General features: G+C 69.6%; 15 protein-coding genes. 2 read left to right on the top strand and 13 right to left on the bottom strand.

The genetic code is table 11. The features are described 5' to 3' along the window. Positions 1-26 precede the first annotated feature (26 nt). Positions 27-521 carry a GNAT family N-acetyltransferase gene (locus BKA14_RS42315; protein ID WP_184956335.1) on the top strand — a complete coding sequence of 165 codons (495 nt, stop codon included), beginning with the start codon at positions 27-29 and terminating at the stop codon, positions 519-521. Positions 522-569: 48 nt separating this feature from the next. Here the strand turns inward: BKA14_RS42315 and nusB are convergent, their stop codons facing one another. The 4 genes from nusB to aroB form a co-directional block, all read right to left on the bottom strand. Beyond that, positions 570-980 (bottom strand): transcription antitermination factor NusB, encoded by a 411-nt coding sequence (gene nusB, locus BKA14_RS42310; RefSeq protein WP_184957275.1) that lies wholly within the window; start codon positions 978-980, stop codon positions 570-572. A gap of 25 nt (positions 981-1005) precedes the next feature. Then, positions 1006-1563: an elongation factor P gene (gene efp, locus BKA14_RS42305; RefSeq protein WP_184956334.1), complete on the bottom strand. Its 558-nt coding sequence runs from the start codon at positions 1561-1563 to the stop codon at positions 1006-1008. Between the two features lie 63 nt (positions 1564-1626). After that, positions 1627-2061 (bottom strand): type II 3-dehydroquinate dehydratase, encoded by a 435-nt coding sequence (gene aroQ, locus BKA14_RS42300; RefSeq protein ID WP_184956333.1) that lies wholly within the window; start codon positions 2059-2061, stop codon positions 1627-1629. Then, the gene (aroB, locus tag BKA14_RS42295) at positions 2058-3128 is read right to left on the bottom strand and encodes a 3-dehydroquinate synthase (protein WP_184956332.1); all 1071 of its coding nucleotides are present in this window, start codon (positions 3126-3128) and stop codon (positions 2058-2060) included. Before aroB ends, aroQ begins: the two co-directional genes overlap by 4 nt. 59 nt (positions 3129-3187) lie before the next feature. On the opposite strand from aroB, the gene BKA14_RS42290 reads away from it, so the two are divergent. Beyond that, positions 3188-3883, top strand: a complete 696-nt coding sequence (locus BKA14_RS42290; RefSeq protein ID WP_184956331.1) for a Clp protease N-terminal domain-containing protein — start codon at positions 3188-3190, stop codon at positions 3881-3883. Here BKA14_RS42290 and BKA14_RS42285 read toward each other — a convergent pair. The 9 genes from BKA14_RS42285 to BKA14_RS42245 form a co-directional block, all read right to left on the bottom strand. After that, entirely contained in the window at positions 3880-4383 is a 504-nt protein-coding gene (locus tag BKA14_RS42285; protein ID WP_184956330.1) for a shikimate kinase, read from the bottom strand. The genes BKA14_RS42290 and BKA14_RS42285 overlap by 4 nt on opposite strands. Continuing rightward, positions 4383-5561 carry a chorismate synthase gene (gene aroC / locus BKA14_RS42280; protein ID WP_184956329.1) on the bottom strand — a complete coding sequence of 393 codons (1179 nt, stop codon included), beginning with the start codon at positions 5559-5561 and terminating at the stop codon, positions 4383-4385. The genes BKA14_RS42285 and aroC overlap by 1 nt, the downstream gene beginning before the upstream one ends. A gap of 35 nt (positions 5562-5596) precedes the next feature. Further along, the gene (locus tag BKA14_RS42275) at positions 5597-6427 is read right to left on the bottom strand and encodes a shikimate dehydrogenase (RefSeq protein ID WP_184956328.1); all 831 of its coding nucleotides are present in this window, start codon (positions 6425-6427) and stop codon (positions 5597-5599) included. A 77-nt stretch (positions 6428-6504) separates the two neighbouring features. Continuing rightward, a complete protein-coding gene (locus BKA14_RS42270; RefSeq protein ID WP_239092625.1) occupies positions 6505-6858 on the bottom strand; it encodes a hypothetical protein in 354 nt (117 codons plus the stop codon). A 97-nt stretch (positions 6859-6955) separates the two neighbouring features. Beyond that, positions 6956-8155, bottom strand: coding sequence for an endolytic transglycosylase MltG (mltG, locus tag BKA14_RS42265; protein WP_184956327.1), 1200 nt, complete (start codon positions 8153-8155; stop codon positions 6956-6958). Then, entirely contained in the window at positions 8152-8610 is a 459-nt protein-coding gene (gene ruvX / locus BKA14_RS42260; protein ID WP_184956326.1) for a Holliday junction resolvase RuvX, read from the bottom strand. The genes mltG and ruvX overlap by 4 nt, the downstream gene beginning before the upstream one ends. 23 nt (positions 8611-8633) lie before the next feature. Next, a complete protein-coding gene (gene alaS / locus BKA14_RS42255) occupies positions 8634-11318 on the bottom strand; it encodes an alanine--tRNA ligase (RefSeq protein WP_184956325.1) in 2685 nt (894 codons plus the stop codon). Beyond that, the gene (locus tag BKA14_RS42250) at positions 11315-11590 is read right to left on the bottom strand and encodes a hypothetical protein (RefSeq protein ID WP_184956324.1); all 276 of its coding nucleotides are present in this window, start codon (positions 11588-11590) and stop codon (positions 11315-11317) included. The genes alaS and BKA14_RS42250 overlap by 4 nt, the downstream gene beginning before the upstream one ends. Before the next feature lie 25 nt (positions 11591-11615). Beyond that, a complete protein-coding gene (locus BKA14_RS42245) occupies positions 11616-12068 on the bottom strand; it encodes a DUF948 domain-containing protein (protein WP_184956323.1) in 453 nt (150 codons plus the stop codon). Between the last annotated feature and the right edge of the window lie 57 nt (positions 12069-12125).

The raw sequence follows: 12125 nt of genomic DNA, 5'->3' as shown, positions 1-12125 counted from the left end.
GTGGACACGGCTGCCAGGCTGGCGGCATGCCGATCGAGATCCGCCCGCTCGCCGCGAGCGACATACCCGCTGTAGTCGAATTCTCGTTACGCGCCTGGGCTCCGGTGTTCGCCTCGTTCGAGGCGGTGCTCGGCCGCCGGATCTTCGAGCGCATCTACCCCGACTGGCACCGGATCCAGGCCGCCGCGGTCGAGCAGACGTGCCGTGAGCTGACCGAAACCACATGGGTCGCCGTGGAGAACGGTCAGCCGCTCGGTTTCGTCGCGGTCGTCCATCACCGTGACGGGGCCGGCGAGCCGAACAGCGCCGAGATTGAGATGATCGCCGTCGATCCGGACGCCCAGCGCCGCGGCATCGCCCGCACGCTGATCGCGTTCGCCCTGGCGCACATGCGGACCGCCGGTTGCGTCCTGGCTGTGGTCGCCACCGGCGGCGACCCGGGTCATGCGCCGGCCCGCGCGGCGTACGAAGAAGCCGGCTTCACGGGGCTGCCCCTGGTGCGCTACTACCAGGAATTATGAGCTGACGGACAGGCTCCGGTCGCGCCGGGCGACCGGAACCTGGGACGACTAGCGCGTGGCGAACTCGGCGATGCGGCCGAGGATGCCGTTGAGGAAGCGCGGGCTGTCGTCGGTCGACATCGTCTTGGCCAGCTCGACCGCCTCGGTGATCGCGACCGGATCGTCGATCTCGGGCACGTAGAGCAACTCGTAGACCGCGATGCGGGCCAGGTTGCGGTCGATCACGGGCATGCGGTCGATCGTCCAGCCCTCGGCGTAGCTGGCGATCAGCTCGTCGATCCGGTCGAGATGCTCGGCCACGCCCTCGACCAGGCCGACCGCGTAGTCGAGGTGGTCGGGGTGCGGCTTGGCGATCCGCTCGAGATAGGTCGCCAGCACCTGCCGGGGCGGCAGGTCGCGCAGGTCGGCCTCGTAAAGCACGTCGAGGGCCCGCTTGCGCGCCTTGCGGCGCGCGGGCATCTGCGTCTTGGGGCCTTCCGACATCTCAGGAACGACCGAGGTAACGGCCGTCGCGGGTGTCGACCTTGATCTTCTCGCCGGTGGTGATGAACAGCGGCACGTTAACCGTGGCACCGGTCTCGACCGTGGCCGGCTTGGTGCCGCCGGTGGAGCGGTCGCCCTGCAGGCCGGGCTCGGTGTAGGTGACCTCGAGGAAGACGCTGGTCGGGAGCTCGATGTAAAGCGGGACGCCCTCGTGCAACGCGACCGTGGCCTCGGCCTCGGGCAGCAGGTAGTTGGCGTTCTCGCCGACCGTGCCGCCCTGGACGGTGATCTGGTCGTAGGTGTCGAGGTCCATGAAGACGAAGTCCTCGCCGTCCTGGTACAGGTACTGCATCGTGCGCTTGTCGACCGTGGCGGTCTCGACCTTGGTGCCGGCGTTGAACGTCTTGTCGACGACCTTGCCGGACAGCACGTTCTTGAGCGTGGTGCGCACGAACGCCCCGCCCTTACCCGGCTTCACGTGCTGGAACTCGACGACCGACCAGAGGTCGCCGTCGAGGTTGAGCACCAGGCCGTTCTTGAGGTCGTTCGTGGAAGCCATGTTGTCTGCAAGCCCTCTGAGTTATGAAAGAACCAATCGGTGACCGTCCGAGTTTACCGGCGCTCAGCCTTTACCGGCCAATGGGGCCAGATGCTGCAGCGCGAGGCGGTACCCATCGATACCCAAGCCCGCGATGACACCGGTGGCGACGGCCGAGATGACCGAATGATGCCGGAATTCCTCGCGCGTGTGGATGTTGGAGATGTGCACCTCGACGAGCCGTCCGCGCAGCATGGACGCGGCGTCCCGGATCGCGATGTTGTAGTGGCTCCAAGCGGCCGGGTTGAGCACCACGTCGGCGCCCTCGTCGGCGGCCGCGTGCAGCCACCGGAGCATCTCGTGCTCGGCGTCGGTCTGGCGCACCTCGACCTCGACCCCGAGCGCGGCGCCCGTCTCCAGGCACAGCCGTTCGAGGTCGGCGAACGTGGTCGTTCCGTAGATCTCGGGCTCGCGGGTGCCCAGGCGGCCCAGGTTGGGCCCGTTCAGCACGTAGATCATCGAGCCACCTCCGCGTACGCCCGCTCCAGCAGGGCATCGTCGGGACCGGCCAGAATGCCGGGCTTGGCCAGCTCGTCGAGCACCACGAAGCGCAGCGTGGCCGCCCGGGCCTTCTTGTCCACACGCATCGCGCTGAGCAGATCGGGCCAGGCGTCTTTGGAGTACGAGACCGGCAGCCCCACCTGCCGCAGGATCGCGCGGTGCCGCGCATGCGCCGCCGCGTCGAGCCGCCCGGACAGGTGCGACAAGGCGGCCGCGAAGATCAGGCCCACGGCGACGGCGTGCCCGTGCTTCCAGGTGTACTGCTCGCGCTTCTCGATCGCGTGACCCAGCGTGTGGCCGTAGTTGAGGATCTCGCGCAGCCCCGACTCCTTGAGGTCGACGCTCACCACCTCGGCCTTGACCCGGATCGCCCGCTCGACCAGCTCGCGCAGCACCGGCGACTCGGGGTCAACCGCCCCGGCCGGATCGTTCTCGACCAGGTCGAGGATCGCCGGGTCGGCGATGAAACCGCACTTGATCACCTCGGCCAGGCCGGCCAGCAGGTCGTCGGCGGGCAGAGTGCGCAGCGCGTCGAGGTCGCAGAGCACACCGGCGGGCGGATGGAACGCGCCGACCAGGTTCTTGCCCGCGGCGATGTTGACGCCGGTCTTGCCGCCGACGGCCGCGTCGACCATGCCGAGCAGCGACGTCGAGCACGGCACCCAGCGCACGCCGCGGAGCCAGCTCGCGGCGACGTAGCCGGCCAGGTCGGTCACGGCGCCGCCGCCCACCCCGACCACCGCATCCGTACGGGTGAAGTTGTTGGCGCCCAGTTTGTCCCAGCACATCGCGGCGACCTCGATCGTCTTGCCGCGCTCGGCGTCGGGCACCTCGATCAGCAGGGCCGGCACCCCGGCGGCCTCGGCGACGAGCTGCGCCCGGTCCCGCAGCGGGGCCGAGAACAGCACCGCCACCTGGGCCGCGCCCTCGATCAGCGACGGCAGCTCGCCCGCGAGATCCCGCCCGACAAGCACGTCGTACGGACGGTCACCGCTCACCTGAATCCGTGTCACCACGGCGGACACCCTATCGGCGGCGGAATGGGGTTATATCTTTCTACCCCCATAGGGGTTACAAAGACGGCATGCCGAAAATCAACGTGTACCTTCCCGACGACCTGGCCGAGTCCGTCCGCGAGAGCGGCATACCGGTCTCCGCGATCTGCCAGCGGGCACTGGAGCAGGCGGTGCAGCGGGTGACCACGATCCGCGCGACCATCCTGGACGACCTTTCGGGTGATCTGTCCGATCGCTTGTCCGCCTTCACGGCCCGGCTCGTCACCGTGGTCACGCTGGCCGTCGATCGGGCCCGCGAGGCCGGCGCCCCGACCGTGTCGACCGGCGACCTGCTGCACGGCGTGCTGACCGAGGGCAACAACCTGGCCCTGCAGATCCTGACCGCGATGGACGTCGCGCCGGCGTCGCTGACCGCGCCCACCACCCGCGAGCCCGGCGGCCCGGCCGAGGGCCTGCGGTTCAGCCGGCCCGCCGCGATCGCCCTGGAACAAACCGTCGGCGAGGCGATCGGATTCGGACACAACTACGTAGGCTGCGAACACCTGCTGGTCGCCCTGGCCGCGGAGCAGGACGGCGCCGCGGGCCGGCTGCTGCGCGAACGCGGCGCCGACGCCAAGTCGATCCGGCGGGCGGTCGGGGTGGCCCTGGCCGGCTACGCCCACCTGCGGGCGAACATGGGCACCCCCGGTGTCCTCACCGCCGTGCGGGCGGAACTCGCCCCGCTGATCGCCCGGATCGAGCGGCTCGAGGCGAACGCGAGCTAGCCCCGCAGCAGGGTCGCGACCTCGCTAGCGATCTCGTCGGGCTCGCGGCCGTCGGTCTTGATCGTGTGCGTGGCCACCTCGGCGTAGAGCGGGCGGCGCTGGTCGAGCAGGTATTTCAAGGTGGCCCGAGGGTTGATGGCCAGCAGCGGCCGGCCCGCGCCGAGGCCCACCCGCTTGACCGCGTCGCTCAGCTCGACCGACAGGTAGACCACCGTGTGCTTGCGCAGCAACTCCCGGGTGCCCCCGTCGAGGATCGCGCCACCACCGAGGGCGAGCACACCGTCGTACGCCTCCAGCGCGGAAGCGATGACGGACCGTTCGAGGGCGCGGAAAGCCTCTTCGCCGTCGTCGATGAAGATCTCGGGGATGGGCTTGCCCGCCTCGACCTCGATGATCGCGTCGGCGTCGGCGAACGGGACCCCGAGCAGCTGCGCGACCGCGGCGCCGATGGTCGATTTGCCGGCGCCGGGGGCACCCACGAACACGGCCCGCGGCGCCATCAGCGGACGACCAGGTTGTCGAGGTAGCCCTGCAGGTTGCGGCGGATCTCGCCGACCGAGTCGCCGCCGAACTTCTCGACCGCGGCCTCGGCCAGCACCAGCGCGACCATCGCCTCGGCCACGATCGCCCCGGCCGGCACCGCTACCACGTCGGAGCGCTGGTTGATGGCCGTGGCGGGCTCGCCGGTGGTGACGTCGATCGTCTGCAGAGCGCGGTTGAGCGACGAGATCGGCTTGAGCGCGGCCCGCACCCGCAGCGGCTCACCGTTGGTGATGCCGCCCTCGAGACCGCCGGCGCGGTCGGTGACGCGCTTGACGCCGTCGTCGGTCGGGATGATCTCGTCGTGCGCCACCGAGCCGCGCGAGCGGGCCTGGGTGAAGCCGTCACCGATCTCGACGCCCTTGACGGACTGGATCGACATCAGGGCCGCGGCCAGCCGAGCGTCGAGCTTGCGGTCCCACTGCACGTGCGAGCCCAGACCCGGGGGCACGCCGTAGGCCAGCACCTCGACGATGCCGCCCAGGGTGTCGGCGTCGCCCTTGGCCGCGTCGACCTCGGCCACCATGCGCGCGCTGGCCTCGGGGTCGAGGCAGCGCAGCGGGTCGGCGTCGATCCGGTCGAAGTCGGCCGGGGTGGGGATCAGGCCGGTCTTGGCCGCCACCGAACCCAGCTCGATGACGTGCGAGACGATCTCGATGCCGAGCGCCTGCTTGATCAGCGCCTTGGCCACCACGCCGACGGCCACGCGGGCCGCGGTCTCGCGGGCACTGGCCCGTTCGAGGATCGGGCGGGCGTCGGTGTGCGCGTATTTCTGCATGCCGGCCAGGTCGGCGTGACCGGGGCGCGGGCGGGTCAGCGGCGCGTTGCGGGCCTGCGACGCGAGCTCGGCCGGGTCGACCGGGTCGGCCGCCATGACGGTCTCCCACTTGGGCCACTCCGAGTTGGCCACCCGGATCGCGACGGGGCTGCCCAGCGTGAGCCCGTGCCGGATGCCACCGACGATCTCGATGACGTCCTGCTCGAACTTCATGCGGGCGCCGCGGCCGTAACCCAGCCGGCGGCGCGCGAGATCGCGCCCGATCTCCGTGCTCGTCACCTCGACCCCGGAGGGCACTCCCTCGAGGAGCGCGACGAGCGCCGGTCCGTGCGATTCACCTGCGGTTAGCCAGCGCAACACGGGACACAGTCTGGCATGTCCCGCCGTGAGCGGCGCTAACGGGCCGCCGCCGCGGCGAGCAGAGCCGCCCGCATCGCCTCTTCCGGGGCCGGTTTGACGCCGGTGAACTGCTCGAACTGGCTCAGCGCCTGTGCCAGCAAAAGATCAAGACCGGACAGCACCGGTACGCCGTGGGCTTGCGCGTCGGCGGCCAGAGGTGTCGGCCACGGGTCGTAGATCGCGTCGAAGAGCACCGTGCCGGCACGCCAGGGCACATCACCCGCCAGATGGTCGGCGGCGCCCTTGGGCACAGTCGAGATCACGGCGTCGGCCTCGAACGCGGTGCTCGCCAGCTCCCACGGTGTGCTCAGGACGGCCAGGCCCAGCGCCGTCGCCACGGGGATCAGCTCCTCGCGGGCCGCCGGGCGCCGGGTCACCACCGTGACGGCTGAGGCGCCCAGGTCGGCCGCCGCGGCCAGGGCCGCACGCGCCGTGCCCCCGCCGCCCAGCACGGAGACCGTCGGCGCGGGCTTCAAGCCGGCCTCGCGCAGCACCCGGACCATGCCCGCCACGTCCGTGTTGTCGGCCTGCCAGCTGCCGTCCTCCCGGCGTACGAGGGTGTTGGCCGCGCCGATCGCCACCGCCACCGGGGACGCCGCCGCGGCCAGGCGCAGCCCCTCCTCCTTGAGCGGCATGGTCAGCGACAGCCCGGCCCACTCGGGGCCGAGCCCGCCGACCAATGCGGCCAGGTCGGCCTGGCCGCATTCGAAGGAGCCGTAGGACCAGCCGGACAACCCCGCGGCCGCGAAACCCGCGTTGTGGATCACGGGCGACAACGAGTGGCTGATCGGCATGCCGCACACGGCGGCCCGGCGGATGGCGGTCATCAGGCTGAACTCCGGGAGGTCGGGAAACACAGCGGCGGCCGGGCGGGAAACCCGACCGGCCGCCGACTCGCAGCGTATTACAGCGTGCGGGTGCCCGAGCAGTTCCAGACGCCGGTGCGGCAGATCCGGATCTGGTAGCCCGAGCGGGCCGAACCGGCCCAGGTCTCGGTGCTCGTGCAGACGCTGTTCAGCGAGTTCGTCCAGGAACCGCCGGGCGCCTTGTACTGCCACTGGGCGCAGTGGCCGTCGGTCAGCGGGTCCTTGGCGTAGAGGCTCCAGTCACCGTTCCTGATGTAGGACCAGCGGCCCGACGCGCCGGTGGTGCTCAGGGTGTCCGCAGCCAGTGCCGGCGTCGAGACGACCCCGAGGACCGCGGCCGTGCCGGCGGCGACGAACGCCGTACGCCTCATCCAGTTGGAGACAGTAGTCAACGCACCACTCCTTTGCAGAAGTCGCGCCCCCCGTGGGCGAGATGCCCTAAACCATAGGGAATCATCGATCGGTTCGTTGCCCCGAGTTACATACCGGTCACTTCGGGCAGTTGCTCAGCGGGACGCCGTTCCGGCAGGCCTTGAGCCGGTTCGCGTCGTGCTGCTCGTTGGTGATGGCGAAGGCCGAGTTGCCCTTCTTGTCGACGGCCACGAAGAACAGCCACTCGCCCGAGGCCGGCTTCATCGCACCCTCGAGCGCGGACTTGCCCGGGTTGTCGATCGGGCCCGGGGGCAGACCGGCCCGGCTCACCGAGTTGTACGGATTGTTCGGGTCGTCGAGTTCCTTCTGGCTGAGCTGCCCCGAGTGCTTGGCCGCGCTGCCCTTGAGCTGCAGCCAGTAGTTCGCGGTGACGTCGAACTGCAGCGGCATGGCCGGCTGCTGCTTGTACGTGCGGTTGTAGGCGACCCGGGCGATCTTCGACAGGTCCTGGGGGACGCCCGCCTCGGCCTCGGCCAGCGAGGCGACCACGAGCGCCTCGAACGGCGAGACCGACAGATTCTTCTGCACGGTGTCGACGAAGCCGATCTCGGTGGCGGTGTCGAGGAAGCGGCCGATCATCACCTCGAGGATCGCCTTGGCGTCCATCTTGGGATCGAACTCGTACGTGTCGGGGAAGAGGAAGCCCTCGACCGTCTTCTTGGCCTGCTTGCCGTCGCGCCGGTTGAACCAGAAGTCGGGGATGCCCAGCGCCTCCGGGTCCTTCGCGGCCTGCACGAAGTCGTCTTCCGGGATCTTTGTGGCCTTGGACAGCAGAGCGAACGTCTGCATCATCGTGAGACCCTCGCGGAAGGTGACACCCTTGGTGACCCGCGCCTTGGGGTCGAGCAGCAGGGTGACGGCGCTTTCGGCCGACATCTGCTTCTTCATGTTGTACGTGCCGGACTGGATGTTCTTGCCCTTGGGGTTGGCGTCCGCCGCGTTCACGAAGGCCTTGGTGCTCTTGACGACGTCGACGTCGACCAGGGCGTTGCCGATATCGGTGAGGGTCGCGTTCTTCTCGATCGTCACCTGGATGGCGTCGCCACCCGCGCCGTCGTAATCGGCCGCCGTGAAGAAGTCCTTGACCTTGTTGTAGCCGAAGTAGACACCACCGCCGAGCGCGGCAAGCAGGACAAAAGCCATGACAAAGGCGATGCCGGACTTGCCCGAGCTCTTCTTGCCGCCGCGACCCCGGCGGTGCCGGGGTTTCGTCTTGTCGGCGTGCTCGTCGAACGCCAGATCCAGCTCGTCGATCATCTCTGCCTCCGCTGCGCGTCCAGCCAGCTCTGCAGGATCTCCACCGCGGCCGCCTGGTCGACGACCGCGCGTTGGCGCTTCCCTCGGACGCCACGCTCGGCAAGCCTACGGGTTGCGACCACCGTCGACATCCTCTCGTCAGCAAGAGCAACCGGAACCTCACCGGCCGAAGCCGACAGGCGCTCCACGTACGCGCGGATGTCGATGGCGGCGGGTCCCTCGGCCCCGTTCAGGCGCACCGGGAGCCCCACCACGATCTGCACCACCTCGTGTTCCCCCACAAGGCGGACGAGCTCAGCTATGTCGCTAGGCACGGCATCGGTTGCCGCACCCATGTCACGGGGCACCGTGACCAGGGGGGTGGCCAGGATCCCGTCAGGGTCGCTGATCGCGACCCCGACGCGCACCTTACCGACATCGACGCCCAGTCGCCTACCCCGCGACAGCGCGCTCATCCGGCCACCCTCCGTAGTTACCGCTACTGAGCGGTGTCACCCACCGCCTTCTCGACCGCCGCCAAAAGTACCGGCACCTGGTCGGCGGGCAGCCCACCGCCCTGCGCGAGGTCGGCGTTGCCGCCACCCCGGCCGGACAGGGCGCCCTTGACCAGATCGGCCGCGGAGAGCCCACGGGCCTTGGCCGCGCCGTTGAGAGCAACGATCAGCGACGCCTTGCCGTTAGCCCGGGCCGCCACCGCGACCACCGCGGGACGAGCCGCGTCGATCTTGCCGCGGATCTCCTGAGCCAGCGTACGCACGTCGTTGCCGGCCGCGCCCTCGGGAGCCTCGGTGCCGACGAAGGCCACCCCGCGCACATCCTTGGCCTGGGCCGCGAGCGTACCCGCACCGCCCAGCACCATCTGCGCGCGCATCTTCTCGAGCTCCTTCTCGGCGTCGCGCAGCGCGGTCACCGTCTGCTCGACCCGGTCCGCGACCTGGTCCCCGGGCACCCGGAAAAGCTCGGCCAGACGCGCCACCAACAGGTGTTCCTTGGCCAGGAAGCCGAACGCGTCGATGCCGACGAGCGCCTCGACCCGGCGCACACCGGAGCCGATCGACTGCTCGTTGAGGATCTTCACCAGGCCCAGCTGACCCGAGCGGGCGACGTGCGTGCCACCACAAAGCTCACGCGCGTAGTCGCCGACTTCAACCACACGGACCTCATCGCCGTACTTCTCTCCGAACAGCGCCATCGCGCCCAACCGGCGCGCCTCGGACTGGGAGGTGATGAACGCGTGGACTTCCAGGTCACGCAGCAGCACCTCGTTGACCTGCTGCTCGACGTCGTGCAGCACCGCGGGCGAGACGGCCCCCGGCGTGTTGAAGTCGAAACGCAGCCGGCCCGGCGCGTTCAGCGAACCGGCCTGGGTCGCCGACTCGCCGAGGAACGCGCGCATGGTCTGGTGGATCAGGTGGGTGGCGGTGTGCGACCGCGAGATCGCCTTGCGCCGGGTCACGTCGATCTCGGCCTCGGCCGCCTCACCCGTGCGCACCTCACCGCGGATCACCCGCGCCTTGTGCACGATCAGGCCCGGCAGCGGCTGCTGCACGTCGACGATCTCGAGCTGGCCCCCGCCGACCTTGATCACGCCGGTGTCGGCCTGCTGGCCACCGCCCTCGGCGTAGAACGGCGTGGTGTCGAGCACCAGCTCCACGAAGTCACCCTCGCCGGCCACCTCGACCGCGCCGCTGCCACCGATGAGCGCCCGCACCCGCGACTCGCGCGAGACCTCCTGATAACCGGTGAACTCGACCGGACCACCGAGATCCAGAGCGTTCCGGTACGCGCTGAGGTCGGCGTGGCCCGTCTTGCGCGCGGCCGCGTCCGCCTTCGCGCGGGCCCGCTGGTCGGCCATCAGCCGGCGGAAGCCGTCCTGGTCGACCTCGAGGCCCTGCTCCTGCGCGATCTCCAGGGTCAGGTCGATCGGGAAGCCGTACGTGTCGTGCAGCTGGAAGGCCTGGTCGCCGCTGAGCGCCTTGCCGCCCTTGGCCCGGGTGTCGCTGATCGCCGTGTCCAGGATCGTCGTGCCCGCGCGCAGCGTGGACAGGAACGCGTCCTCCTCGGCGTACGCGTACGTGGAGATCCGGCCGAACTCCTCGGCCAGCTCGGGGTACGACGGGGCCATGCAGTCGCGCGCCACCGGCAGCAGCTCGGGCAGCGCCGGCGCTTGCCAGCCGAGCAGACGGATCGCCCGGATCGCGCGGCGCATGATCCGGCGCAGCACGTATCCACGGCCCTCGTTGCTGGGCGTGACACCGTCGCCGATCAGCATCAGCGCGGTGCGCACGTGGTCGGCGATCACCCGCAGGCGTACGTCGTCGGGGTGGGACTCACCCGCGATGTGCCCGGACTTCGCGCCGTACTGCTTGCCGGTCATCTCGGCCGCGCGGTCGAGGATCGGGCGCACCTCGTCGATCTCGTACAGGTTGTCGACGCCCTGCAGCAGCGCCGCGACGCGCTCCAGGCCCATGCCGGTGTCGATGTTCTGCTTGGGCAGGTCACCGACGACCGTGAACTCCGACTTCGACTTCACGTCGGTGATCTCGTACTGCATGAAGACCAGGTTCCAGAACTCCATGAACCGGTCCTCGTCGACCTCGGGGCCGCCGTCCTTGCCGTACTCGGGGCCGCGGTCGTAGAACAGCTCGGAGCACGGGCCGGCCGGGCCCGGGATGCCCATCGACCAGTAGTTGTCCTTCTTGCCGCGGCGCACGATCCGCGACTCGGGCACCCCGATCGCCTTCCAGTGGGCGAACGCCTCGTCGTCGTCGAGGTAGACGGTCGGCCAGATGCGCTCCGGGTCGAGCCCGAAGCCGCCCTGCTCGACCGGGTTCGTCGACAGCTCCCAGGCGAGCTTGATCGCGCCTTCCTTGAAGTAGTCGCCGAACGAGAAGTTGCCGTTCATCTGGAAGAACGTGCCGTGCCGGGAGGTCTTGCCGACCTCGTCGATGTCGGGCGTGCGGATGCACTTCTGCACGCTCACCGCACGAGGGAAAGGCGGGGTGCGCTGGCCCAGGAAATACGGCACGAACTGCACCATGCCGGCGTTGATGAACAGCAGGTTGGGGTCGTCGATAGCGGGCAGCGGGGCACTCGGCACGACCGTGTGCCCGTTGGCCTCGAAATGCGCCAGATAGCGCCGCTTGATCTCCGCCGTCTTCATCGGTTCCCCTCCTGGCCGTCCGGGCCGTCCTCGTCCTCGTAGACGTACAGCTCACCCTCGGCGAACGCCTTGTTGATCTGTTCCTCGCGTTCGGCCGCGTTGGCGCGCACGTCTTCCACGAAGCTACGCATCGACTCGACCAGGCCGCCAGCGGATTGCGACAGCGAGGTGGCTATGCCGGTAGGGGTGAACTCGTTCGCCTTCTGGGTGAGTTTGCGAACGACGATGGCGCCGACGGCGAGGCCGACACCCAGCCAGAGCAGCCGCTTCATGGCGGGTTGGTTCCCTTCTGACGAATTAGCGGCGGGCGGCCTTGCGGCGCTGCTTCATGGTCTCGCGCACCTCGCGAGCCTCGTCGGCGTTGCGGCGCGCCTGGACGGTCTTGCGCAAGCCGTACCCGAACGAGGCCACCTTGACCAGCGGGTTGGCCGCGGCGGCGGCCACGACGGTGGACAGGTTGGCCACGTTGGCGGTGACGTGGGCGGCGTGCTCGGTGATCGTGTCGACCTTGCCGAGCTGGACGTTCACACCGTCCAAAGAGACCTGCACCTGACCGAGGGCGACGTTCACGCCCTTGACGGTCTCGTTGACATCGGTCAGCAGCGGGCCGGTGCGGTCGGTCACGTCGTTGATGGCCCTGGTGGCGGCGTCGACGGTGCGGCCCAGCTTGAGCAGCGGAACGGCGAGCACGACGACGAGCATCAGAAAGGCGCCCGCCGCGATCAGGCCTGCGATTTCTCCGGCGTCCATCAGGCGCGTCTCCCTCATAAGGTCACGGGTGGGCGGTTCAACGTGCAGACCCTACCG

The organism is Paractinoplanes abujensis (assembly GCF_014204895.1).
Lineage (GTDB): Bacteria > Actinomycetota > Actinomycetes > Mycobacteriales > Micromonosporaceae > Actinoplanes > Actinoplanes abujensis.
The sequence above is the reverse complement of the archived record's forward strand: the minus strand, read 5'-3'. Positions and strand labels throughout refer to the sequence as shown.

What these genes read in the sequence shown, in the direction of transcription:
- aroQ (WP_184956333.1), bottom strand. Translation starts at nt 2,061, where the DNA reads ATGATCTACGTGCTGAACGGGCCCAACCTGGGCCGCCTGGGCACCCGC.
- ruvX (WP_184956326.1), bottom strand. Translation starts at nt 8,610, where the DNA reads ATGAGCGCGCTGTCGCGGGGTAGGCGACTGGGCGTCGATGTCGGTAAG.
- efp (WP_184956334.1), bottom strand. Translation starts at nt 1,563, where the DNA reads ATGGCTTCCACGAACGACCTCAAGAACGGCCTGGTGCTCAACCTCGAC.
- BKA14_RS42250 (WP_184956324.1), bottom strand. Translation starts at nt 11,590, where the DNA reads ATGAAGCGGCTGCTCTGGCTGGGTGTCGGCCTCGCCGTCGGCGCCATC.
- BKA14_RS42275 (WP_184956328.1), bottom strand. Translation starts at nt 6,427, where the DNA reads ATGACCGCCATCCGCCGGGCCGCCGTGTGCGGCATGCCGATCAGCCAC.
- BKA14_RS42315 (WP_184956335.1), top strand. Translation starts at nt 27, where the DNA reads ATGCCGATCGAGATCCGCCCGCTCGCCGCGAGCGACATACCCGCTGTA.
- BKA14_RS42245 (WP_184956323.1), bottom strand. Translation starts at nt 12,068, where the DNA reads ATGGACGCCGGAGAAATCGCAGGCCTGATCGCGGCGGGCGCCTTTCTG.
- BKA14_RS42285 (WP_184956330.1), bottom strand. Translation starts at nt 4,383, where the DNA reads ATGGCGCCGCGGGCCGTGTTCGTGGGTGCCCCCGGCGCCGGCAAATCG.
- alaS (WP_184956325.1), bottom strand. Translation starts at nt 11,318, where the DNA reads ATGAAGACGGCGGAGATCAAGCGGCGCTATCTGGCGCATTTCGAGGCC.
- mltG (WP_184956327.1), bottom strand. Translation starts at nt 8,155, where the DNA reads ATGATCGACGAGCTGGATCTGGCGTTCGACGAGCACGCCGACAAGACG.
- BKA14_RS42290 (WP_184956331.1), top strand. Translation starts at nt 3,188, where the DNA reads ATGCCGAAAATCAACGTGTACCTTCCCGACGACCTGGCCGAGTCCGTC.
- nusB (WP_184957275.1), bottom strand. Translation starts at nt 980, where the DNA reads ATGCCCGCGCGCCGCAAGGCGCGCAAGCGGGCCCTCGACGTGCTTTAC.